This is a genomic window from Listeria sp. ILCC796 (genome assembly GCF_900186175.1).
Classification (GTDB): Bacteria; Bacillota; Bacilli; order Lactobacillales; family Listeriaceae; genus Listeria; species Listeria goaensis.
This window is the reverse complement of sequence record NZ_FYBV01000011.1, coordinates 94,424-117,586: the sequence shown is the minus strand read 5'-3', so window position 1 is coordinate 117,586 and position 23,163 is coordinate 94,424. Positions and strand designations below refer to the sequence as shown.

Sequence of the window (23,163 nt, the reverse complement as noted above, 5' to 3'; positions counted from 1 at the left end):
ACTACCAAGATGAGGATAAATATACTATACTAACGTTAGAAGAGTTAAACGAGAAAATCATGAAAGCTTGGCAAGATAAGACGTATTACATGGACGGAAAAGTGTATTCAGGCGCGGCAGGGAGCATATTACAAGCTTCTGCGTATGTGGAGGACTGGGAAGGCCAACTAGCCGAATCCGGCATTATGTCGGCATTATCAGGCGTAGGCCTAGGCGCTGCGATAGCTCGTGGGAGTAAGACGTATAAGGGTGGTAGTGGGGCTGAAAAGGTTCCAAAGAGACCAAGTTGGCGTCAATCTGAAATTGATGCAGAATTGGATTATAAAGGGTACGATTCTCAAAAATCATTTTTAAATGGTGAAGAAGTACCTTACGGAACTAAAGGAAGCTCTCGCCCAGAGTTGTATAAGCAAGGACATAGCATAGAAGTTAAAAATTATAATGTTCAAACTAGTTCTGGACAAAATAACTTAATCAATAACGTATCTAAGCAGATAAAAGAAAGACTAACTAATTTACCAACTGGAACAAATCAAACTATCTTAATAGATGTTAGAGGTCAAAACGTAACAAATGATGCTCTGAAGTATATTAGAAGTAAAATTCTAGAAAAATCTGGTGGTAATGTAGAAATAATATTTAAGAGGTGAGTAATGTGACTGTAGGTATTAAAGTAGATTTTTTATGGTTTCCTATTGGGACTGGTGACTTCTTTCATTCATTTTTTTCAACTATATGTGTAAACTTAGAAAATATGAACTGGGGAAGCGAATTTCCTGTTGTAATGAAAGATGTATACGCTGGTTATTTATCAAAAGAAAAAATTGAAATTGCTCAAAAAGAATTGAAAGAAATTAAACTAAGATTGAGTGAAATTTCCCCTGAAAAAATTATTTGGGATGCCGAAGATCTGGATAAGATTCCGCCTTGGGGTACACATATAAGCAAGGATATTACTAATTTAGCTCAATATTTTGTAACAACTGATGGGAAAAATCTAATAAGTGTATTAGAAGACGCTATGGAAGACGCTATAAAAGAAGATGTAGATTTAGAAATAAAAGATTTATAAAATAAAAAGGCACTTTACTATCTGATTAGCGTCGGATAGTAGAGCCTTGACTAGTAAGTGCGAATTCACTAATCAAGTTCCTGATAGCTAAAGCCATCGTAAGCAGCACGAAAAGTCTCAAGAAAACTGAGAAAGCGAAGGATGCGGGGAAAGTTGTGAAGGGTGGTAGTGGGGCTAAACTATCTAAAAATATTAATATCAAAGGTTTTGAAATTAGAAATAAACATTTAAGCGGTTCTACTGCAAAGAGAGCAAGGAAATTCAATGTATCAACACCAGAGGAGGCAAACAGTATAGTCCAAGAAGCGCTTGAAAACGGAAAAGTCTATGAAATAATAGATAATGGTGTAGGGAGCCAAGGTCAAAAATCGTTTTCAGCTATCATTGATACAGGAAAAACTATAGGCGCTAAGGGAGAAACATATATAAAGATTGTTTATGATGAGTTAAATAATGTGTGGACAACTTACCCGATACCAGCGCCTTAATTGGAAGGAGGACAAAATGGAGTCCATTCAGAAAATGCTAGTTGGTTATAATGAACAACAAATTAAAAAGATTCAGGATTTCTTAATATCTGAAATTGATGAAGATACACAACAAGAAACAATTGATTTTATTAAAAGTTGTAATATGCAAAAAGTCCAAAACCATCAGGATATTCTATACGCAGGAGATAAATATGAAGGGATATTCATTGAGGGGAATCAATATTTGATAGGTTCTTCGGGAAATGAGGTTCTAATAATTGATTCAATAGGAGAAGAGCATGGAATGGGAGAAGAACAATCTAGAATCCGTATTTCTATATCAAATTTTACAGAGCTAATAAGTAGGAAGAAAGAAGTATTAGAGTGGATTAGAAGGAGTTAACGGAGAAAATGGAAGAAGAATGTAGAAAGATTGCTGAGAAAATAATCTTATTACAGTTTGGGATGATGATTATGAAAATCGAAGAATTTAAAGACGTTTTATGTAATAGTTGATGGATTCGTATAGCAAGGGGCATTGATTTAATTGTCACAATGACTAAAAAAGAGAAACAAGTCCTAAAACGGGAAATGTTTCTCTTTTTTATCCCCACATTCACTTTTCAGCAACTTTTGTCGTGGTTAAACTGCTTAAATACGCGTAAAGTAAGCCGTCTGATTTGCGGAGTGATAAATTGGTTTGCTCGTGGAATTTGTCAATGCGATATTGAATCGTGTTGCGGTGCATGAAAAGGGCTTTAGCCGTCATGCTGATGTTTCCTTGGTTTTCAAATAGGGTGGCAATCAATGGGAGCAGCGAGTCGTCTTTTTCAAAGGCAGCGTTTAGTTCTGCGGAAAGAGTGCTCGAAAGAAGTGGGCGCGCAAAATGTTTCAAGCTAGCTGATTCAACCGTTTGGACAAGCGCCTTGTCTTGCAAATCGAATAGGCGGCGCTCTTCGTTAAAGGCATCGCGCATGGACAAATGTTTTTTGTGGAACAGGCCGACGAAAAAATGTACAGGGAAATAAAAATCGGCTTCCAGCGTCGTCGCAACAGCCGCAAGTTCGTCCTCACCTAAGATTGAGCCTTCAATTTTCTCAGCGATGACACCGTACGTGCCAAGTTCGATCATTTCTGCTTTTTTGTTGAAAAAACTAAGTAAGGCTTTTTTCCACTCGGAAAATTCTTTTTTTGTGTAAGTTTCTTTCCGAATGTGGAATTGAACGAAGCGATAGCGCGAAGAACTTTCGGTTAGCGGCACCGCTTTTTGGGTGAATAAAAGGTCATACCAAAGTTGACTTTCCGCCGACTTAAAAGCCGGTTTGGGTGCATCAAAAAGCAGATTTAAAAAGGCCGCATCATTTTCTGCCACTTCATGTTTGGCAATAGTAAAATAATAAGGCTCTTCAAAGAAAGATAAGACGGTTTCATCAGTTGAAATTGGTTTTTTGGATACTTGTAAACTTGGGAATTTTTCCTTTAACTGGTAGATGTTCAAAGCGATTGCCCCCACGTGTTTTTAATTTTATTGTGACAAATTGCGTGCGACAAGTCAACCGCAAAATTAGTTGACCAGTCAACTAATTTTTGATACGCTAATTAGGCTGGTATTTAATTTTCAGAATGTAAGGAGCGGCTTCAATTGGGGGGAAACCACGAAATTGTAACGAAATCGATGTCAATCATTCACCGAGCTGAGCACACGTACAAAGAGGCGAAACTGGAGGAAACGGGTCTCCGCGTTTCGCAGCTCCGCTATTTATGGACGCTATATCAGGAAGACGGGATGTCACAAGAGCAACTGCGGCAACGGTTTATGACGGATAAGGCGAATGTAACGCGGCACATTAAACAGCTTGAGAAACTAGGTGTGATTCGGCGCGAATGTGACGCCCGCGATAAGCGAATGCAACGTGTTTTTTTGACGGAAAAAGGTCACAGCATGAAAGACTTGATTGCGGAAGTGACGGATACGTGGAGCGATATTTTAACCCAAGGCTTCTCGAAAAAAGAAAAAGATGATGTGTTGCGTCTCCTTGTGCAGATGGCGGACAATGCAACGCGTTTTGCGGAAGGGAGTTTAAAGAATGAAAGAACAAAGTAAACGGCTTGGTGTAGAGGGAATTGGCTCCCTGATGGCACGCCTTTCGATTCCTGCTTTTGTGGGCATGTTTGTGATGGGCATGTACAACATTGTTGATACGATTTTTGTTTCATATGGCGTTGGCTCAGACGGTGTTGCGGCGCTTTCGATTGCCTTCCCAGTGCAGATGATTTTAATGGCTATGGCGGCGATGTTCGGTATCGGGGGAGCCTCGATTATTTCGCGGTCGCTAGGCGCGGGCGAACAAGTTCGGGCGAATCAAATTTTCCATCAAGTCATTTGGTTGGTCATTTTGTCGAGTATTTTTATTGCCATTGTTACCTTTATTTTTATTGACCCGCTAATTACGATTTTCGGTGCACCGGCAGAAATCCACGGCATGACAAAGGACTTTCTATCACTCATTTTACTAGGCGCGGCTTTTCAGACGTTCGCGATGGCGATGAACAACATTGTTCGCTCGGAAGGAAATGCCAAAACGGCGATGCTGACGATGATTATTTCAGCGGTGCTAAATATGATTTTAAATCCGGTTTTCATTATGGGATTAGGCATGGGGGTGCGCGGTTCCGCGCTCGCAACAGTCATTGCCCAAGCCGTAGGCGCGGTTTGGCTCTTCATCTACTTTTTATCCGGAAAAAGCACGTTATCTCTTAGCGGTTTTAAATTCCGTCTGGACGGCAAACTGAGTCTGCGCATTATGGCAATTGGCTTCCCGTCTTTCATCATGATGTCCGCGGGGAGCGTTGTGACCATCGCCGTGAACTGGATGTTGCAACTTTTCGGCGGAACACTGGCGATTGCGGTTTATGGTGTCGCCAACCGAATTGCGAGCTTCGTCATCATGCCGATAAACGGTATCACACAAGGCATGCAACCCATCGTCGGCTTCAACTACGGATCGCGCCAACTTGACCGCGTTATCCGCGCCGTAAAACTGGGCATAATTGTTGCAACGTTGTTATCGCTCATCGCGTGGGGCATCGTGGAACTTTTCCCAAGTGAACTCGTGCGCATTTTTTCAAGTGAACCAGAGATGATTTCGGAGGGAACGAATGCCCTGCGGCTCATGCTTCTTGCCGCCCCAACAATTGGCTTTCAAATTGTGTGCGGTGGACTCTATCAGGCGCTAGGTCAAGCGCGCATTTCATTTGTTATTTCTCTTATGCGCCAAATCATTTGCCTTGTCCCACTACTGCTTATTTTGCCCCAATTCTTCGGGCTAATGGGCGTCTGGTACGCCTTCCCAATTGCTGACGTCATCGCCTTTTCCGTCTGCTTCTTCATCTTAACAAAAACATGGCGCCGGATGTTTAAAAATCCGGATATGGTGTGATGGGTTTAAAGAGCAAATATAGAAAATGCACAAATATATTCTGATTTTGATTGCATCACTAATAATAAAAAAGCTTTTGATATTTTATATGAATTGCAAGATAATGGCTCCATATTTTCCGACAAAGAAGCTATCTTGAAAACCTACGCTCGCATCACAGAAGAAAATAACCCCAATTAACACAGCCTAAAAACTACCGATTTCGGTAGTTTTTTTATTGGCGGAACCAGCGTTTAGTGCACATTGTTTTAGGGAATTTTAAGGTGAGGCAAGTTAAAATGACGGTGTCAATGTGGCCTGGTTATGAGGAGGGAATTTAATGGATTGGTACAAATTGCCACTTGGTGAAATTTTTGAAAAAATGAGGGCAAATGAAGCGGGACTTGCGAATTCGGAGCGCGGCAGGCGCCTCGCTGAAAATGGGTCCAATATTTTAAGCAAAGGGAAAGAGGACAGCGAACTAAAAAAGTTTTTGAAGCATTTCAATGATTTGTTAATTTATGTGCTGATTGTCGCGGGTGTTTTGAAGGGCGTCGTTGGCTCGTACATTGAAATGGTGATTATTTTCGTCGTCGTGATTATTAACGCGATTATCGGCTACTCGCAGGAACGGAAGGCGACGAACTCGCTAAATAGTTTGACGAATATGTTGAGTGAAGAAGCTACTATTCTTTCGGAAAATCAAAAAGAAATCGTTCCTGCTGAATCTTTAGTTGCCGGTGATGTCGTTTTGCTAGGCCCTGGTGATATTATCCCAGCCGATTTACGTATTATTGAGGCGTACAATTTAGTTGTGGAAGAAGCGATTTTGACGGGAGAATCAACTCCGGTCACGAAAAATAGTGATGTTATCGCTCGCAACGCGGATTTAGGTGACCGTCTGAACATGGTGTTTTCTGGCACGCTTGTTGGAAGTGGTTCTGGGAAAGGGATTGTGACGGAAACGGGCGATAATACGGAGCTCGGGAAAATCAGTCGTAATTTGAAGGAAATGGAAAATACGGAAACGCCGCTCATTAAAAAAATGAAACAGCTTAACAAGCAAGTTTTCTACATTTTATCGGCTCTGATTGTATTTTTACTTTTCTATAGTATTTTCTATCATGATTTTTCCATGAATGAACTAGTGTCGGCTCTAATCGCGCTAGCAGTATCCGCGGTGCCGGAGGGCTTGCCGGCTGTTCTTTCAATTATTTTATCCCTCGGAGTTACACGTATGGCGAAAGAAAAGGCTATCATCAAAAAGATGCCTGCGGTCGAAACGCTTGGTAGCATGAGCGTCATTTGTTCGGATAAAACGGGGACGCTGACGAAAAATGAAATGAGCGTTGTTGCGGTGATAACAAAAGATGAAGTGAGCGACCATACGGAAAAACCGATTGAACTGCGTGATGAAAGCTTGGCGTTTAGGCGGCTCGTTGAGATTGCGCTTTATTGTAACGATACGAAAATTGACTATCATGACGGAAAACGTGAAGTGATTGGGAATCCGACGGAAGGAGCGCTGTTAGAGCTTGCAAATCGCGCTAATTTGAGTCAGGAAAATCATTTGCTCTACAAAATCCCGTTTGATTCTCTTTATAAATATATGGCGGTTCTTGTTACAATTGAAGGTGAAAACTACATTTATTTGAAAGGCGCGCCAGACGTGATTTTAAATCTGGCGAAGTTTCAAGTGGAAGGCGAATCGAGTACGTCGCTTGATCTGGGCTACTGGAATGGTCGCATTAGCGAATTTGCTAGCAAAGGACAACGTGTTTTAGCGGCTGCCTACAAGAAAGTCTCAAGCGAGAAGGAACACTTGACGCACGAAGACTTACAAGACGGTATGATTTTTGCAGGATTATACGGTATTATTGACCCGCCGAAGAAGGAAGCTATCCGTGCAGTTGGCGTATGCCGTGAAGCAGGAATTAGCGTGAAAATGATTACCGGCGACCATAAAGACACTGCGATTGCGATTGCTGAGGAAATCGGCATTGAAAACTATAACAATGCTTTAGTTGGAAGTGAAATTGAAGGGCTTTCTGACGCGGAGCTGCGCAAAGTTGTGGAGGACCATGATGTGTTTGCGCGAACGACGCCAGAGCATAAACTTCGCCTCGTGACGGCGATTCAAGAAAACGGTCACATCGTTGGCATGACCGGTGACGGAGTAAATGATGCGCCGGCGCTGAAAAAAGCAGATATCGGGATTGCGATGGGGATTAAAGGCACGCAAGTTACGAAGGACGCGTCTGATATGGTGCTTGCTGACGATAATTTCGCGACCATTGTTGGAGCTGTGAAAGAAGGGCGTCGGGTTTACGACAACCTCAAAAAGACGATTTATTTCGCGCTGCCAACTGCTTTTGCGCAAGGCTTGCTCGTTGTTGTTTCCCTACTTGCCAACATGCCACTGCCGCTCACATCCGTTCAAATTTTATGGCTTAACATGGTGACAACCATTACACTTTCCTTTGCGCTAGGCTTCGAACCATACGCGAATGACCTTATGAAAAGGAAGCCTCGTGATCCGAAAGAAAATATCCTAGACAGCTATGCAATTATCCGCGTCGCCTATGTCTCCGTTTTAATCGCAGTCCTAGGTTTTGCCGTGGAAGCCTACTTGCGTGGAACAGGCGTCGATACGGCCACGATACAGACGACCTTGCTCCAAACTATCGTATTTGGTCAAGCCTTCTACATGATAAATTGCCGCGAACTAATGAAATTCCCAATTGACGGCGGCATTCTAAAAAATAATGTCCTTTGGGGCTCACTCGGCATTTTACTTGTCCTTCAAGCTATTGTGATTTACGTTCCCGTTTTCCACACTATCATGGAAACAACGTCACTAAATCTCGCGCAACTCGGAATTTCTTTACTTGCCGGCTTTGGAGTGTTTGCTATCGTAGAAATCGAGAAATTTGTTTATCGATTGGTTAAAAAATAAATTTCATAGGACTATTAAAAGAAGCTCCTCAAAATCAGCATTATCGATTTTGAGGGGTTTTTCTAATTGGAAATTTTAAAAAAGAGACATTTTTGTCCGTTTTAAAGCTATTTATTGCTAAAACGTACACAATTTATCTATATATTTCTTTAATGTTACGTGATATAATATATTTGTAATGAAAAAGAAATAAAAGAATTTTGTTTTTAATATAAAAGTACCAAAGGAGGAGCGAAGGAAATGAGAAAAAGTGTGAAGTTGGTTTATGGAGTTCTTATATTGTCAATTGGATTGGTGTTACCTACGTCAGCGTTTGCGAGTGATACGGGTAACGAACAAGTTGTAGAAGAATCTGTTCAAAGTATTTCAGAAAGCCTTGCGGCGGATGAAAACCAAGCTGTACAGGCAACAAATGAAGAGGCTAGCGCAGAAGAAACAGAAGTTGTTCAGCCAAAACAAGTGACAGAACCACTTGCTACTGCTAAAACAGATGTGGAGATTGAAATTAATACGCCCGTTACACCACTGGATTTCGTAACTGTTAAAAGTGGAGTCTCACTAAGTTATAAAACAGAGCCAGACGTCGCATCAACTGGAAATAAGTCCGTCACCATTATCGCAACTGATGGCGTTACAACAGAAGAAATTGTAGTGAATTATGAAGTATGGGATGATACACCACGCTTTGGAATGTATTACGGGGCCCCAATTTTTGATTTTGATAAATCAGATGCACTTAATATTTACGGTCAAACAGTCCCGAACGCGCTTGTGGTTGCATTCTTTAAAATCGAAAATGGCTTTGATGCAACTGCTTGGGCTGATAAGTATGGCAATTTTCATATTAAATTGAAGGAACCACTTAAAAATCATGAAGCGATTCAGGTTTCCAGCATGACCCTTTTTGATGACCAAAAAAGCGAGGTAACAGAATATATCTATACAGAAAAATTGGAAGCTCCAAAACAAACAAATAAACCAATTGTAGGAAAAGTAAAGGTTGATAAAATGACAAAAGGAACGGCTAATAATGCTACAGAAATTTTACCGAAAACAGGTGATGCCAATACTTCAAGAGGTATTATAGCAGTTGGAGCATTAACTACATTACTGGCCACTATTTACCTAAGAAAACGTGGCTAAATTGAGAAAGGCGTAAGCGATTACGCCTTTTTGTTATTTCTGAATAAAAACGATATTTTGAAAGCTTTTTCATTGAATAATAGATAAAAAATTCACCATTTGTCTATATGTTTCATAAAAGTTACATGGTATACTAAAAATGTGTATATTTGAAATAAAAATGAAACAAAGGGAAGACTTTATTTTAATGAGCACAATAAAATAAAAGGGAGATTGATTATGAAGAAAAGTGTAAAACTAGGTTATGGCGTCTTAGCTTTATCAGTAGGTCTTGCATTACCAACAGTAGCATTTGCAAGTGAAACGGATACTTCAAACGGTGAAGTTGATCAAGTATTAACAGAAGTATCTGAGCAAAATCCAGCAGATGTTATTCAATCCAATCCAGAAGAAACGGGAACAGAAGATGTAACGAAAGAACAAGTAATTGAAGCACCATCAGAAACAGCAAAAACTGAAAAACCAGCTCTACAAACAACAGATGAAGCGAACACAGCGAATTTAACAGCAACACCGCTTGCGACAGCTAAGTCTGGAGTCAAAGTTGAAGTGAATGCGACGACAACACCGGGTTATTTTGTAACAGCTGAAAATGGTGTAGCTCTTAGCTTTAAAGTGAAACCAAATGTTTCTTCTATTGGAAACAAATCAGTTGTCGTTATTGCGACAGATGGTACAACAACAGAAGAAATCACAGTAAACTATGTTGTCCAAGATACACAAAAGCCTACTATTGAGCTTATGGATGCAGATGTTTATCTTGAGTTAGGTGATGACTTCTGGTATGCGGATGATTTTGTTCTGGTTAATGACAATTCAGATGATTATGAAGTCTTCTTTGCAGATGGTCGTGAGGCACTTGACACATCTAAAGTTGGGGTGTTCAACACAGTGATTGTGGCTCGTGATGCAGCTGGAAATGAAGCGCGTGTCACGATGACATATCATGTTGTTGATCTTAATTCAGATATTAGTGAAGAAGCATCATATGCTGCTCCAAAGATGGATACAATTAAATCAACTGCAAGTGATATTTACGGAAAAACTCGTCCTTACGCATATGTCGGAGTAATAGCTGAAGATAGTGTTACGGTTCTAGGCACAAGTTATGCTGATGTGAATGGGAATTTCCATGTGCATCTTGGAACACCATTAAAGAAAAACCAAACTATCTATATCATGAGTGTAGATATGCATACTTTTGAATACAGCGATGTTGCAGAATATAGATACACTGGCACTGGTGTGGTAGTGAAGGAAGTAAATAAACCGGCTGTAACAAAAACTGTAACAGCTAAAACCGTAGTTAAAGCAAAAGATCCTGTTGTGAAAAGTTTGCCAAAAACAGGTGATACCACTACAGGCGGCGCTGTAGCAGTAGGTGCAATCGCTACATTATTGGCTGCAGTTTATTTGAGAAAACGTAGTTAAGTTGTGCGAGAGAAAAGGCTGGAACATAAATCCCAGTAACAAATAAAGCACCTGACATTTTGATTCATCAAAATGTCAGGTGCTTCTTTTTTAGACATAAAAAAACTGCCATTACAATAAAAAGTACCGAAACTTCATGTAATAAGCCAAAAATTAGCAAGCAGTGAAACTAAATAGAGTTATGTAATGAGTGCGAAAACAAGATATAGAGATATGTCATAAAAGCGACAGCGTATTTTGAAACGTTTCGATTCCGCTCACGGTTTTGAATGCATAAAAATAAGGTGGCTAACATAGACCAGACTTGTTCTGAGTAACGAATCATAAGCGAATATGTTATAATCAAAGAAAACATAGTAGGGAAGAATGATTTTATGGCAAATGGTAGTATTATCAATCTTATTACTGGCATACTGGACTCGCTACCTAATTCGGAGCAGAAAATTGGGCGGACGATTTTAGAGGATCCCAATTTTGCGGTTAAAGCTTCTGTGCAAAGCCTCGCTGAAAAGGCAAATGCAAGTGCGGCGGCGGTGATTCGCTTTTCTAAATCGCTTAACTTGGATAGTTTTCCGGAACTCAAGCGGCAGTTATCAATGGAACTCGCGTTGCCGAAAAAAGCAGGATATTATGATATTGAACCAGATGAGTCGTTTGATTCGATACGCGAAAAACTGGTTTCGAATATGATTCAAACGACACAAGATACGGCTAGTCAATTGAGAGAGGAAGCAATTGTTAGGGTTTGCGCCGAGATGGAACAAGCGGAAACAATTTATGCGTACGGCGTTGGGGCGTCATGGCTCATTGCAGAAGATATTGCGCAAAAATGGTTACGTGCTGGCAAAAATGTCTTTTTATCACAAGACCCACATGTTCTAGCAATGGCACTTTCTGCGGGCAACCCGAATAGTATTTTAATTGCGATCTCAAATAGTGGAGAAACATCAGAAGTTTTACAGCTTGCCAAGGAGGCGAAACGAAGCGGCTTGAAAGTCGTCAGTTTAACACGTTTTGGCAACAATAAACTAAAAACCATTGCGGATTTTGTGTTGGAAACATCACGCGCACCAGAAGCCGAACTACGGAGCACTGCGACAAGCTCCAGACAGGCGCAACTTTTGGTCGTTGACATTTTGTTTTATTATTTTGCCTCAAAACGCTACGAGGACATGATAACGCATATCAAAAAATCACGGGAAGCGACAAACCGCTTTCGGGAATAAAACGAGTACGCGCACACCCTTTTAACTGGATTAGAAGGGCCTTTTGCGCGAAAGGAGAATTGAATGAGCATTTATTTCTACGGCTGTGTTTCGCTTGACGGATACTTGGCAGATGCAAACAATCGCCTAGACTGGCTGCATCAAACGGGTGCTCCGGAGGAAACCAATTACGCCGAGTTTTATAGCCAAATGGACATGATGATTATGGGGAAAAAGACATACGATGAAATTGTGGGTATTGCAGGCATTGAATCGCTTTATGCGCCAACGCAAAATTACGTTTTTACCCATGAAAAAGAACTTGCTCTAAAAAGTTTTCAGCAAGTTGAGGGTAATGTGGTAGATTTTGTGCGGCGACTTCCGGTGGATAAAAACGTTTGGGTTGTCGGTGGAAACAGCATTTTGGCCCCGCTTTTGAATGAGAATATGGTGGATAAATTGTACGTCCAAGTGGCGCCTGTTTTGCTTGGGAAAGGAATCCCATTATTTACGCAAGATGAAGATGTGAAGCGCTTTAAATTGGTGGGCCTTCATCAGTATGGACAATTTGCGGAGATGGTTTTTGAGAAATAGAAACAGAGACTGATGACAAACGGCAATCTTCGTTCTCGTGTCATCAGTCTTCATGACTGTTTCTATTTAAAACGTAATTTTACTTTGCGTCCTGCTTGAATAAATGGTAAACAATCAATGTAATGGTCGTCAATTTGGCCGATTACATTGATTTTTTCGTTTGCAGGTAAATCAAATTTGGCAATATCAATTTCACCAGCGTAACGGCCGTAGTTTTGATTATCCATTGTGATGGCGCCACGTTTTCTTGGGGAAGTATTCTTCGGTGCGGGGGCTAAATTGCTAAGGGAGATGCGGCTTTCTTCAAGGCGGATTAAATCGCGGGCCTCGTCCATTCGGTTTTGGTCGCCGCGCTCTAAATGCGCACGAATTTCGGCAGGGACTTCGTCAGCTAGGATGCCAAGGAGGGACACTGTTTGGTGCTTTGAAAGCTCACGCCAAAATTCAAGATGGGTCGAATCAAGCGCGGGGTCGCCCACGTAAACATCATCGATTCCAAGGGAGAATAGTTCGAGTGTCGCCGCATATGGGGGCTTGTAGCGGTGCTTTTCAAGCGTCGGCAAGCCTTCGAAAAGCGGGTGGCGTTTCGCCGCGTCACCGGGTACAAAAGCGGAAATCCGCATCCCATTTTTCTTCAAAAACGTATTTTTCTCTTGAAAAAAAGCATCGCTAAGACCAGTTTCAGGCTTCGGGTAATAGTTGTGGAATGCTTCGATTTGTTTCATGTTGGCACCTTGTGCGTTTAGTTTGTCCAAAAGATCTTGGTCAATCGTGCTGGCATTTAAGTAAATGGCAATTTTGTGTGACATGGTGGCTACGGGGTGTGCGCCGATTCCGTAATCAATCCGCAAACCAGTGACGCCAAAGTCGCGAATTTGTTCGGCGGTTTCAAATTGCAGCCCAATTTTATGTAAAGCGTTTTCAGAAATGTCTAAAATGAGCTTCATTTGGTGTGCACGTGCGAGTTTCCCAAGTTCGGCCAGGCGTTCTCGGTAATCAATTTTGCTTTCCTCAGGGATATGTAGTGAGCTAAAAATTGTCGAAAAGCCGTTTGTGTGTGCTTGTGTAACAAATTCTGATATATTTTCGGTATCTTGTAAATAAATACTGATTCCTAACATATTTTCCCTCCGTTCTAATACGTTCAGTATACTTGTTTTGAAACAAAATTTCAAATGCATGTTTTAAAAATAAAATAAAGTATTGAAATTTTATTTCAGAACGATTATAATCAATTTGTGAGGAGTGATACTATGTTAGAAAATTTGTCTACAGAAAAACGAAATGAGAAAACGCTCAATTTAGATGAGCTTGATGTAAATGAAGTTTTGGCGATTATGAATGAAGAAGATAGTAAAGTGGCGGCGAGTATTAAGCCAGCTTTGCCTCAGATTGCTAAAATTGTAAGGGGTACCATTAATAGTTTTAATCTTGGTGGTCGCCTAATTTACATGGGTGCTGGAACGAGCGGACGCCTAGGTGTACTTGATGCTGTAGAATGTGTGCCAACGTTTGGCGTGCCGAAAGAGCAAGTGGTGGGACTAATTGCTGGCGGCGAAAAAGCGTTTGTGGAAGCGGTAGAAGGTGCTGAAGATTCTATTCAACTTGGCGAGGATGATTTGAAAGCGATTTCGCTTACGAAAAATGATATCGTTGTTGGGATTGCTGCAAGCGGAAGAACGCCGTATGTGATTGGGGGACTCGATTATGCGCGTAGTGTAGGGGCTGTTACTGCTGCGATTTCGTGTAATCAAGACGCAGCGATTTCAAAACATGCGGATATTGCGGTAGAAGTTGTACCGGGTGCGGAAGTTTTAACAGGCTCGACGCGGCTTAAAGCTGGGACGGCGCAGAAGCTTATTTTAAACATGATTTCAACGGCTGCTATGGTCGGTGTTGGGAAAGTTTACGGCAACTTGATGGTTGACGTATTGCCAACGAACGAAAAATTGGAAGAGCGTTCGAAACGTATCATTATGGAAGCGACGGAATGCACGTATGAGGAAGCAAGTGAAGTATACTTAGGAGCAGATAAACATGTGAAAACAGCGATTGTCATGCTTCTCACAAACTCAACCAAAGAAGATGCAGAACAAAAACTCGTAGCTTCGAATGGTTTTGTAAGAAAAACAATTTAGGGAGTGAGTCAGATGTCAAAAGAAGCAGAAATTGGTAAAAAGATTTTTGAAAATGTAGGTGGCATGGACAATGTATCGCGAATCGCGCACTGTATGACGCGTGTTCGCTTAGGCATTAGAAATCCGGAAGAAGTAAATCTCGAAGGTTTGAAAAAAGTACCCGGCGTTTTAGGTGTTGTAGAAGACGACACGCTTCAAATTATCGTCGGGCCGGGAGTCGTTAACAAAGTGGCTGCCGCAATGGCCGAAGATGCCGGTGTTAAAATTGGCGAAATGATTAATGAAAACTTAGACGGCGCTAAAAAATCTGGTAAAGAGTTAGTAGAAGAAAAAGCGGCAGCAACAAAAGCGAACATGAAAGCGAAACAAAATAATACGTCTGGTTTTAAACGTTTATTGAAATCGATTTCAAATATTTTTGTACCGCTAATTCCAGGTTTTGTCGGTGCCGGACTTATCGCCGGAATTGCCGCTCTTATAGCGAATAACATCGTCGCTGGTAACTTAGATGCCGGCACATGGACACAGTACGTTGATATTTTAACTGTAATTAATAAAGGTATTTTCTTTTTCTTATCTATTTATGTTGGGATAAACACAGCGAACGAGTTCGGCGGTACTCCCGTTCTAGGTGGGGGAATAGCTGGTGTGACAATGCTCTCTGGTCTTGCAGAAGGCCATGTCATTACAAATATTTTCACAGGTGACCCTGTTGTAGCAGGACAAGGCGGAATTATCGGCGTATTATTCGCCGTCTGGTTAATGTGTGTACTTGAAAAAGCATTGCGTAAAGTGATTCCGAATGCGATTGATATTATTGTGACACCGACCATCGTCTTACTCGTTATTGGTCTTATAACAATCTTCGTCATCATGCCAATTGCTGGGCTAATTTCAGAAGGATTAGTATCTAGTATCAATTGGACAATCGAAGTTGGCGGCGTATTTGCCGGATTTGTACTAGGAACATTGTTCTTGCCAATGGTCATGCTTGGTCTTCACCAAGTGTTAACCCCGATTCATGTTGAAATGATTGCTCAAACAGGTGCAACATTGCTACTTCCAATCCTTGCAATGGCAGGCGGCGGACAAGTTGGGGCATCCGTTGCACTTTGGATTCGTTGCCGCAAAAATAAACCTCTCGTTAATATGATTAAAGGGGGATTACCAGTAGGAGTTTTAGGAATTGGCGAACCCCTTATCTACGGGGTAACAGTACCACTTGGACGCCCGTTCATTACAGCCTGTCTAGGCGGCGGTATCGGCGGTGCCGTAATTGGTGCGTTTGGTAACGTAGGTGCCATCGCAATTGGACCATCAGGTGTCGCGCTTATTCCACTTATTGCAAATAATATGTGGGGAGCATATTGCATCGGCCTACTTTCAGCCTACATTGGCGGTTTCATTTTAACTTATTTCTTTGGAACGCCAAAAGATGCTATGGAAGCAGTAGAAGAATAAATTTGAAAGCCTTGCGTTCACGCCGAATCGAACGCAAGGTTTTTTTGACCAAAAAGGGTCTGGATGTTAGTTATTTGTTCACTTTTGTTGAAAAATAGGGTAAGGTAGCTTTGAGGAAATTGCATTTTAACGTCAATTTGTGTGAAAAAGGTGAGGAATATGAACAAGTTGTTAGAAGAGGCGCTAGGGGATAGAGAAAATGGTAATTTGAAGAAGTCGAATCAGTTGCTGCTAAAGTTACTTGAAACCGAGCCAGAAAATCCATACGTTTTATACCAAGTTGCTTGGAGTTTTGATGTTTTAGAAAAAGAAGAAGAGGCAATTGCTTTTTACGAAAAAGCGATTCAAAATGGCTTAAGTGGAGCAGATTTAGCTGAGGCGTATTTAGGTTTAGGCAGTACTTATCGTGCGCTAGGGAAATATGATGTCGCGGAAGAGGTCATTCGAAAGGGCAGGCAACAATTTCCAAATAACTATGCGCTCAGCGTTTTTTATGCGATGGTGCTACACAATTTAGAAAGGCATTCTGAGAGTGCGGAAATTCTGCTTCATTTATTGGCTGAAACGTCGAGTGATGAAGCCATTATTGCGTATAAAAAGGCGATTGTTTTTTATGCGGATAAACTAGATAGAGTGTGGAAATGATAATTTTTTTACGTTAAAAATTCCTTTTTGTAAAAAAATGAGTTAAAGTAAGTAGGAAAGGGGGCTTTTGTCAATGAAAGACTATCCAATTCCAGCTAGTATTATGTATAAAGCTTTGCGCTTATCCCCGTCTTCCGTCATCATCGCAGATCCTCAAATTTCTGGGACACCGTTTATTTTTGTGAATCAGTCTTTTGAAAAATTAACCGGGTACTCAAAAGAAGAAATAATTGGTAAAAACGGGGCTTATTTACAAGGAGCAGATACGAATCCTGAAGCTTTAAACCGAATTTCTGAAGCGATTAAAAATAAAGTGAGCGTTACGGAAATTGTGAAAAACTATAAAAAAAATGGTGAACCCTTCTATAATGAATTGACGATTCAACCCATTTGGGACGAAAATGAGCATCTTTATTATTTCGGCACGCAAAAAGATGTCACAGATATTGTTCGTCTGCGTGAGGAAGTTCAGCGCCATGAAGAAATTATTGAACTATTAAAACCGCCGACTATTTTATTAAGTAAACAAATTGCGATTCTTCCAGTGAGTGGATATGTTCGCGAAGAAAGTTTCGATTTATTATGTGAGAAAAGCAGTCAATGGCTGTACGATAAAGAAGTGGAAACGTTGCTGTTTGACTTTACAGGCACGCAAAAAGGTTATGATGGCTTTATTCAAGCGATTCACGCTTTTTGCAAGCAATTGCAACTTTTGGGCATTCAAGTGATTGTGACTGGACTTAATTCGGAGTTGGTGCAAGAATGGTCCTCTAATCAGGCTTGGCGCAAGGAAGTGAAATTCTATGCTACGGTTTATCAGGCGCTGCGCGAATTACAATTTGAAATGAAATAAAAGAAGCCGTCGGGATATATCCCGACGGCTTCTTTTTGTTTGGTTTATTGCTTGCGACGCAATGCGTAAACGGCTGTGCCAGTTAGGATTAGGCCGATAAGCGATGCAATTCCGACAAGGTCACCTGTTTCTGGCAGCTTGCTAGGTTTGCTTGCTGCATTTGCGCCCGTTTGGACGGTGTTTTTGTCGCCAGATGGGTTTTTGTCAGGGGTTACAGTTGGGGTGGTTCCATCTGGGCTTGGGTTTTCGGGCGTAGGTGTTATGGCGCCGTCACCAGGGTCTGTTGCTGCGGCAGCTACGGTCACGCTAAACGGTGTGCTGTAGCCAGATGTGTCTGTCACGACTACAGAAAGCGTATCGCGAGCTTTGAGGCCGAGTGCTGACACGTCAATTTGGAAGGCGCCATTTGCGTCCGCTGTCGCCGTCAAATCGTTTGCCGCACGTAGGTTTGCGTTACCGCCTTTTTGGACGGAGACAGTTGCCCCCGGAAGCGTCACGCCAGAAAAAGTTTTATCCTTTTCAGCCAAAGTGTTGAATTTTGTTGCCTTTTTTATAGCAGAAATGGCATCTTCTTCGAGTTGCGCTGCTGTTTTGTACGTCTTACGGCCTTCTTTTTCGGCTGTAATGACTTTTCCTTCTGCCGTTTGATTTTTAATGTAGTTGATAAATGTTTCGGTGTCGGGGTCAATCGCTGAAACAAGTTGCCCTTTTGTGAAAGCTTGGAACCCGTCACCCCCGCCGTAGAGGAAGTCGTTAATGATGACGGTGTATTCTTTGTTCGGGTCAAGTGGCGAGCCGTCGTCTGTTGTCGCGCTTACAACGCGGTAAGCTTGGTCTAGGTCAGCATTATCCGTGTACGTATATTTTAATCCCGAAATCTGAAGGAAATATTTTTCGCCGTTGCCATACTGCTGGTTGAGTGCTTCAAGAATGGTGGCGCCATTTAATTTGACGACTTGCAAAATATTTCCGAATGGTTGAACGGCTTGAGCCGCACCCCACGTGATTTCATTGTTGCCTGTTGTGATAAGGTCAGCGCGAATGCCGCCATTATTTGTCATCGCGAAATCGGCATCAACGCCGGCTTTTTTCGCCATGTAGCGCTGGGCATCGGTAATTAAATTGCCGAGTGCAGATTCTTTCGTATCAATTGCTGCGCCCTCCAAATTGGTTTCACGGGAAATGGTCCCGTTTGCAGTATGTCCAATTGGTTCGGTGATGGTGGACGCAATTCGGTCAGCAGCATCTTGAGTAATGGCTGCAACCGTCGCATCAGGCGTGCCCGTGCGGTAATTGTACTCGATTTTTGCGTTTGGTGTGCTAACAAAATCGCCCGTCGCCGGATCAAGTTCACCTGTTACATTTGAAAAGGCCTTGCCGTTGTTATAGCTTTGTACGATGCGTGTTTTCCCAACAACGCCGTTCGTGTATTGATGGTTATGCCCTGCGAGAACGATGTCGACTGAGTTGTTAGCATCCTTCTGGTTCACCGCTTCCATCATCGCTGCCGCGTCGCCTGACACAGTCTGATCCGTTTGATTCGTCGGATTTCCTGACGTAAGCGCTGGAACGTGAGAGAGCACGACAATCGCATTCACGCCTTGATCCCGCAATACTTTGGAATATTTTACGACTGTGTCAGCTTCGTTTAGGAAGTCGTAGTCTTTTATGTAGTCGGCTAAAACAAGATTAGGAATTTCGGTCGTCACGATGCCGATGAAGCCAACTTTTACGCCGCCAATTTCTTCAATCACATAGGGACTAAATCCTTCTGCGACTGTGTCGGTTCCCTTGTTAACCACGTTCGCGGCAACAATTTGCATGTCGCTTTTAACACGCGGATAATTTTCAACAATCGGTCCGAATTTATTAGTGGAAACGCCGTCTAAAATCCGTTTGTATTCAGGGAGCCCTTCGTCAAATTCGTGATTTCCCAGTGTGCCAATTTTGAAGTTCATTTCATTTAAAACTTTCATCGTCGGCTCATCTTGAAGTAAGCCAGAAACCGCCGGACTAGCGCCCACCATGTCTCCAGCTTGAACACGAAGCGAGTTCACAGCTGATGCGCCCGGGTTATCCGCGATAAAACTAGCTTCCGCCTTATCAAGATTGGCCGAAAGATAATCTGCGCCCCCAATTGCTGCCCCGTTCACATCTTTTGAGGTCGTATTCAGCGCCCCGTGAAAGTCATTCACGCCAAGAAGTTGAATAGGTACAGTTGTTTCTGCCGCATGGGCATTTGTAGTTGCAACTGGTAAGCTAAAACTAAGTGTTAAGCCTGCTGCGAGTAAAACGTGTGATACTTTTCTCATTATTTTTTTCACAATCATACTCTCCCTTTTCCGCACTAGGCGATTTGTAAGCGCTAACTAAAAATGCGCTTAAATTTATTTTATCAAAGCAAAATCAAACCAACAACCGTAAAATGTATCATTTACGTCAATTTTTTGTTATTTGTTTTATAAAATCAGCTTTTAGAGTAGAATAGAACCGAAAGGAAGCGATGAAGTGGAGATTTCAACGAATGAAATTGTGAAAGCCGTGCGAAATGAAAAGTATTTAGTTTACTATCAGCCCAAAGTTGAGGCCACGACTGAAAAAATCGTTGGCTTCGAAGCTTTAGTTCGCCTGCAAACAGAAAAAGGCATTTTGACCCCAATTGATTTTTTCAGAGAAGTGGCGAAGCAAAAGGCCGCAAGAACCATGCAAAATTTCGTTATAAACACTGTTATGAAACAAATTGATGCTTTTGAAGGAAAATATACGATTTCGGTCAATGTTATTTCCAGTGATGTTATCGACGATGCTTACATGGATGCGCTCTATGACCGGATTAGGCTGACCATGAAACACCCCGGGGCACTTAATCTCGAAATTGTCGAACGCACAGAAATCACCCACCTCACCGAAGCATGCCACAACTTAATGAAAATTAAGTCGCTCGGCCCAACAGTTAGCCTCGATGATTTCGGCAAAGGCTACAGCTCCCTCACCTATTTGCGCGCCTTACCAGTTGACTTCATTAAAATCGATCCAAGCTTCATCTCTCTGATTAAAACGAACGAGCGCCAGCGAATTATCATGCGTGCGATTGTCAATCTAAGCCACGACCTAGGCTGCCCAATTATCGCCGAAGGAATCGAAACCGAAGCGGAAATTGCCATTTTACGTGAAATGGGCGTCGATTATTTCCAAGGGTATTATTACGGGCGACCGATGCCAATTAAGAAGTATATGAAAAAGAACTAACCTACGATAGATTAGTTCCTAATTTTTTTCAATCTGAAGAGGTCATTTGTCCTCTTTTTTTTCTTGTGAAAGTTCATATAAGTTTTGATTAAGCATGATAATATTTCTAAAAGTTAGGATGCGATTTATAAAAGCTATCCGAACTTGTTTATATTCAGGACCATCTCGTGGAAGCGTAATATTAGTTAATAAAATATCTCCATGATTACTTTCTGACGCATCAAGAAATTCAATGTTATAGCTATCTTTAAATACAGTTGAAATTCTTTCTTTTAAACGCAAGTTAACAAGGAAGGGTAAATCAGTGGAGATTTTTATTTTAATTAAGGGTTCAAAAGAAGTTTGGGCATTTAGAAGACTAAACAGCAGACCGTATTTTGAAATCAAATAATTTTCTTCTTGAAAAAGAGAAAAATTTGTTTCTGTGCGTAGTTCTTTAATCAACTCTTGAATATTGCTTTTCAAGTGAGTTAGGATAGGGTTGCCGAAAGGAGAATCAATGATAATAGAGTAGTCATAGCCATTTAAATCTGTTGAAAAATTATGGAAGATATGTGCAAAGAGGTGATAGGAAAAGGCATTTAGTAAAAATACCTTGTGCAATTCTTCAGGCACGGGCGCAATATATTTTTGTAACTTTTCCTCAAGTTTTTCAGTAGCCCTATAGACTACGGTATTATTTTTTTTATTCTCTTCAAAATTTTTCTCAAGGAACTTAATAATTTGAATATTTTCGCTTTGAATGATAAGTAAGAAAAATAAAAATGCAATTTCCCCAGGATGGCTCTCGCTAAATGAAGCAAAAGGAGATATCAATGTTTTAAAATGAGTAAAACTTTCATTATTTTGAATTAATTCGTGCCAAGATTCCTTACACTCAATAAAATGATTATTTCTTCTCCGAATGATGCCAATTGCAAGCAAGAAAACGAGCTGTCTTTTTTGAATGGGCGTAACGTTTAAGTCTGAATGAGTGAGGATATTTTCTGCGATGTATTCCATGCGTTGTTCGCTGACCCCTTCAAATGGCCATCCTTCACCAGCGTAAATTTTCCAGAGGGCCATGTTTAAAAATAATCTAATTTGTGTTTCTTCTCCTGTTAATATTGCGTCACTCCGCGATAAATCAAGTCCAAGAGGTTGAATGGAAGTTCTGAATTTATTAAGTTGACGCCGAACAGTTGCGTCACTAACAAAGTGCTCCATAGCGAAGTTTGATGCAGAGGTATAATCTTCATTGTAAATAGCTGTAAACAAATTAAAACCAATAGTTTCTTCAACCAAAAAAATAAGAAACTTTCGAGGGTTGGCATCAGCGCGCTTAGTAACGAACCTAGCACCTTTTCCTTTTGAAAAAAAGACTTCCATATAATCTGTTCCAAAAGCTTCCATATCACTAATCAGTCGCTTAAGGATTTTTAGTGTTTGTGTAGTGTTAAGTTTTGAAAGCTCGCTAATTTCTTCAGTAGTAAACCAACGATTTTCACTTCGAAGGATTCTTAGCACAGCTAATTCACTTTCCACAGTCTGGTCGAATATCTCAATACCGATTTTCATAAATTAATCACTCCTCCCTAATATTGTGTTTACCCACTAAAAGTAGGAATGAAATGTATCTTCCTGTTTTAATTGAAATTTTGCAAAAAGCATGGTTTGAAAAATGGAAATCTGATTACGGTTTAAACATAAAGCTTGTAGAATAAACTATAGACAAACGGAAAAGAGGGTAGAGATATGTTTAAAAATTATAGTTTATTTGTACAGGAGATTCATGATATAGACAAAGATGAAATTATCATGTATGAGCTGCTTTTAAGAAAATTCGAAAAAGGAAGATGGGGATTTCCAGAAGTAATTTTCCAACAGGAATTTATGGAAACAAAGTATTCGTTTTTTGTGGAGTGGTTTCAAAATGAAGTCGAAAAAGCACTGAAAAATTTAAACTTCGCCCCAGTCTCCATAAATATCAATTCTACACAATTTTTTTATATTGAAACTTTACAAATGTTGGAACGGTTACGTAAATACTCCGATAATATAACAATTGAAATCACTGAAGATTTAATGCTAATACCTGAGCATAAACATCACCTTACATTGAAAGAAATTGATGCCTATTTATACGGCAAAATCTCCTCTTTAAAATCTATGGGATATAAGATTTTGCTGGACGATGTTAGTTGCGGCATTAATAGTCTTGAGCGAGCTACTTATTATACACCAGTTGTTGATGGATTTAAGTTTTCAGTGCGTAATCTTAAACTATCTACGGCTAAATTATTTGTAGAGGCATGGCAAAATTTTGCCGTGCAAAGCAAAAAGCAATTCATATTAGAAAATATTGAGGATTTTAGTATGTCAGAAGAATTCCAAAGCATCGGTTTGAACTTGCAGCAGGGATATTTCCTGGATAAGCCGGCCAATCTTCACGAATGTGTTTCATAAAAAGATTTTAGCATCGCTAAAATCTTTTTTTTTTACATTATTCATTCTGATGCGAGAAACCAAATTCCGTCTTTTAAAAAGC

20 protein-coding genes and 1 pseudogene are annotated in these 23,163 nt (G+C 40.9%); 17 read left to right on the top strand and 4 right to left on the bottom strand.

The annotated features are described in order from the left end of the window. The 4 genes and pseudogenes from CFS04_RS11525 to CFS04_RS11510 form a co-directional block, all read left to right on the top strand. Nucleotides 1-650, top strand: a pseudogene (locus tag CFS04_RS11525) (hypothetical protein); the annotation flags it as partial. 5 nt (nucleotides 651-655) lie between these two features. Next, the gene (locus tag CFS04_RS11520) at nucleotides 656-1,072 is read left to right on the top strand and encodes an immunity 70 family protein (RefSeq protein WP_088810836.1); all 417 of its coding nucleotides are present in this window, start codon (nucleotides 656-658) and stop codon (nucleotides 1,070-1,072) included. Between the two features lie 155 nt (nucleotides 1,073-1,227). Further along, nucleotides 1,228-1,560: a hypothetical protein gene (locus CFS04_RS11515; protein WP_179946389.1), complete on the top strand. Its 333-nt coding sequence runs from the start codon at nucleotides 1,228-1,230 to the stop codon at nucleotides 1,558-1,560. Nucleotides 1,561-1,576: 16 nt separating this feature from the next. Beyond that, on the top strand, nucleotides 1,577-1,945 hold the full coding sequence (locus CFS04_RS11510; RefSeq protein WP_088810835.1) for a hypothetical protein: 369 nt from the start codon (nucleotides 1,577-1,579) through the stop codon (nucleotides 1,943-1,945). Nucleotides 1,946-2,158: 213 nt separating this feature from the next. On the opposite strand, the gene CFS04_RS11505 is transcribed toward CFS04_RS11510, so the two are convergent. After that, complete coding sequence (locus CFS04_RS11505) at nucleotides 2,159-3,040, bottom strand: CdaR family transcriptional regulator (protein WP_088810834.1); 882 nt, start codon at nucleotides 3,038-3,040, stop codon at nucleotides 2,159-2,161. Between the two features lie 177 nt (nucleotides 3,041-3,217). Here CFS04_RS11505 and CFS04_RS11500 point away from each other — a divergent pair, with 177 nt between their 5' ends. From CFS04_RS11500 to CFS04_RS11470, 7 genes are all read left to right on the top strand, one after another. Next, nucleotides 3,218-3,646 (top strand): MarR family winged helix-turn-helix transcriptional regulator, encoded by a 429-nt coding sequence (locus tag CFS04_RS11500; RefSeq protein WP_179946391.1) that lies wholly within the window; start codon nucleotides 3,218-3,220, stop codon nucleotides 3,644-3,646. Further along, nucleotides 3,630-4,982, top strand: a complete 1,353-nt coding sequence (locus CFS04_RS11495) for an MATE family efflux transporter (protein ID WP_088810832.1) — start codon at nucleotides 3,630-3,632, stop codon at nucleotides 4,980-4,982. Before CFS04_RS11500 ends, CFS04_RS11495 begins: the two co-directional genes overlap by 17 nt. Before the next feature lie 319 nt (nucleotides 4,983-5,301). Next, nucleotides 5,302-7,917, top strand: coding sequence for an HAD-IC family P-type ATPase (locus tag CFS04_RS11490; RefSeq protein WP_088810831.1), 2,616 nt, complete (start codon nucleotides 5,302-5,304; stop codon nucleotides 7,915-7,917). A 279-nt stretch (nucleotides 7,918-8,196) separates the two neighbouring features. After that, nucleotides 8,197-9,060 carry an LPXTG cell wall anchor domain-containing protein gene (locus tag CFS04_RS11485; protein WP_159457905.1) on the top strand — a complete coding sequence of 288 codons (864 nt, stop codon included), beginning with the start codon at nucleotides 8,197-8,199 and terminating at the stop codon, nucleotides 9,058-9,060. A 219-nt stretch (nucleotides 9,061-9,279) separates the two neighbouring features. Beyond that, nucleotides 9,280-10,491 carry an LPXTG cell wall anchor domain-containing protein gene (locus CFS04_RS11480; RefSeq protein WP_088810829.1) on the top strand — a complete coding sequence of 404 codons (1,212 nt, stop codon included), beginning with the start codon at nucleotides 9,280-9,282 and terminating at the stop codon, nucleotides 10,489-10,491. 374 nt (nucleotides 10,492-10,865) lie between these two features. Next, nucleotides 10,866-11,717, top strand: a complete 852-nt coding sequence (locus CFS04_RS11475) for a MurR/RpiR family transcriptional regulator (protein WP_088810828.1) — start codon at nucleotides 10,866-10,868, stop codon at nucleotides 11,715-11,717. 63 nt (nucleotides 11,718-11,780) lie between these two features. Continuing rightward, nucleotides 11,781-12,290: a dihydrofolate reductase family protein gene (locus CFS04_RS11470; RefSeq protein WP_088810827.1), complete on the top strand. Its 510-nt coding sequence runs from the start codon at nucleotides 11,781-11,783 to the stop codon at nucleotides 12,288-12,290. A 62-nt stretch (nucleotides 12,291-12,352) separates the two neighbouring features. Here the strand turns inward: CFS04_RS11470 and CFS04_RS11465 are convergent, their stop codons facing one another. Further along, complete coding sequence (locus CFS04_RS11465) at nucleotides 12,353-13,411, bottom strand: DUF871 domain-containing protein (RefSeq protein WP_088810826.1); 1,059 nt, start codon at nucleotides 13,409-13,411, stop codon at nucleotides 12,353-12,355. Nucleotides 13,412-13,543: 132 nt separating this feature from the next. On the opposite strand from CFS04_RS11465, the gene murQ reads away from it, so the two are divergent. From murQ to CFS04_RS11445, 4 genes are all read left to right on the top strand, one after another. After that, complete coding sequence (murQ, locus tag CFS04_RS11460) at nucleotides 13,544-14,428, top strand: N-acetylmuramic acid 6-phosphate etherase (protein WP_088810825.1); 885 nt, start codon at nucleotides 13,544-13,546, stop codon at nucleotides 14,426-14,428. 12 nt (nucleotides 14,429-14,440) lie between these two features. Then, on the top strand, nucleotides 14,441-15,889 hold the full coding sequence (locus CFS04_RS11455; RefSeq protein WP_088810824.1) for a PTS transporter subunit EIIC: 1,449 nt from the start codon (nucleotides 14,441-14,443) through the stop codon (nucleotides 15,887-15,889). A gap of 159 nt (nucleotides 15,890-16,048) precedes the next feature. Continuing rightward, entirely contained in the window at nucleotides 16,049-16,534 is a 486-nt protein-coding gene (locus tag CFS04_RS11450; protein ID WP_088810823.1) for a tetratricopeptide repeat protein, read from the top strand. Between the two features lie 73 nt (nucleotides 16,535-16,607). Further along, complete coding sequence (locus CFS04_RS11445) at nucleotides 16,608-17,387, top strand: PAS domain-containing protein (RefSeq protein ID WP_088810822.1); 780 nt, start codon at nucleotides 16,608-16,610, stop codon at nucleotides 17,385-17,387. A gap of 44 nt (nucleotides 17,388-17,431) precedes the next feature. Here the strand turns inward: CFS04_RS11445 and CFS04_RS11440 are convergent, their stop codons facing one another. Beyond that, entirely contained in the window at nucleotides 17,432-19,717 is a 2,286-nt protein-coding gene (locus CFS04_RS11440) for a bifunctional metallophosphatase/5'-nucleotidase (RefSeq protein ID WP_088810821.1), read from the bottom strand. 178 nt (nucleotides 19,718-19,895) lie between these two features. Here CFS04_RS11440 and CFS04_RS11435 point away from each other — a divergent pair, with 178 nt between their 5' ends. Further along, nucleotides 19,896-20,636: an EAL domain-containing protein gene (locus CFS04_RS11435; protein WP_088810820.1), complete on the top strand. Its 741-nt coding sequence runs from the start codon at nucleotides 19,896-19,898 to the stop codon at nucleotides 20,634-20,636. Nucleotides 20,637-20,678: 42 nt separating this feature from the next. Here the strand turns inward: CFS04_RS11435 and CFS04_RS11430 are convergent, their stop codons facing one another. Next, nucleotides 20,679-22,193: a helix-turn-helix domain-containing protein gene (locus CFS04_RS11430; RefSeq protein ID WP_088810819.1), complete on the bottom strand. Its 1,515-nt coding sequence runs from the start codon at nucleotides 22,191-22,193 to the stop codon at nucleotides 20,679-20,681. A 177-nt stretch (nucleotides 22,194-22,370) separates the two neighbouring features. On the opposite strand from CFS04_RS11430, the gene CFS04_RS11425 reads away from it, so the two are divergent. Next, a complete protein-coding gene (locus CFS04_RS11425; protein WP_088810818.1) occupies nucleotides 22,371-23,081 on the top strand; it encodes an EAL domain-containing protein in 711 nt (236 codons plus the stop codon). Nucleotides 23,082-23,163 lie beyond the last annotated feature (82 nt).

Excerpts from the sequence above, each read along its gene's own strand:
- CFS04_RS11500 (WP_179946391.1), top strand. The coding sequence starts at position 3,218 with ATGTCAATCATTCACCGAGCTGAGCACACGTACAAAGAGGCGAAACTG.
- CFS04_RS11450 (WP_088810823.1), top strand. The coding sequence starts at position 16,049 with ATGAACAAGTTGTTAGAAGAGGCGCTAGGGGATAGAGAAAATGGTAAT.
- CFS04_RS11445 (WP_088810822.1), top strand. The coding sequence starts at position 16,608 with ATGAAAGACTATCCAATTCCAGCTAGTATTATGTATAAAGCTTTGCGC.
- CFS04_RS11440 (WP_088810821.1), bottom strand. The coding sequence starts at position 19,717 with ATGATTGTGAAAAAAATAATGAGAAAAGTATCACACGTTTTACTCGCA.
- CFS04_RS11455 (WP_088810824.1), top strand. The coding sequence starts at position 14,441 with ATGTCAAAAGAAGCAGAAATTGGTAAAAAGATTTTTGAAAATGTAGGT.
- CFS04_RS11430 (WP_088810819.1), bottom strand. The coding sequence starts at position 22,193 with ATGAAAATCGGTATTGAGATATTCGACCAGACTGTGGAAAGTGAATTA.
- CFS04_RS11480 (WP_088810829.1), top strand. The coding sequence starts at position 9,280 with ATGAAGAAAAGTGTAAAACTAGGTTATGGCGTCTTAGCTTTATCAGTA.
- CFS04_RS11490 (WP_088810831.1), top strand. The coding sequence starts at position 5,302 with ATGGATTGGTACAAATTGCCACTTGGTGAAATTTTTGAAAAAATGAGG.
- CFS04_RS11475 (WP_088810828.1), top strand. The coding sequence starts at position 10,866 with ATGGCAAATGGTAGTATTATCAATCTTATTACTGGCATACTGGACTCG.
- CFS04_RS11425 (WP_088810818.1), top strand. The coding sequence starts at position 22,371 with ATGTTTAAAAATTATAGTTTATTTGTACAGGAGATTCATGATATAGAC.
- CFS04_RS11510 (WP_088810835.1), top strand. The coding sequence starts at position 1,577 with ATGGAGTCCATTCAGAAAATGCTAGTTGGTTATAATGAACAACAAATT.
- CFS04_RS11465 (WP_088810826.1), bottom strand. The coding sequence starts at position 13,411 with ATGTTAGGAATCAGTATTTATTTACAAGATACCGAAAATATATCAGAA.
- CFS04_RS11470 (WP_088810827.1), top strand. The coding sequence starts at position 11,781 with ATGAGCATTTATTTCTACGGCTGTGTTTCGCTTGACGGATACTTGGCA.
- CFS04_RS11495 (WP_088810832.1), top strand. The coding sequence starts at position 3,630 with ATGAAAGAACAAAGTAAACGGCTTGGTGTAGAGGGAATTGGCTCCCTG.
- murQ (WP_088810825.1), top strand. The coding sequence starts at position 13,544 with ATGTTAGAAAATTTGTCTACAGAAAAACGAAATGAGAAAACGCTCAAT.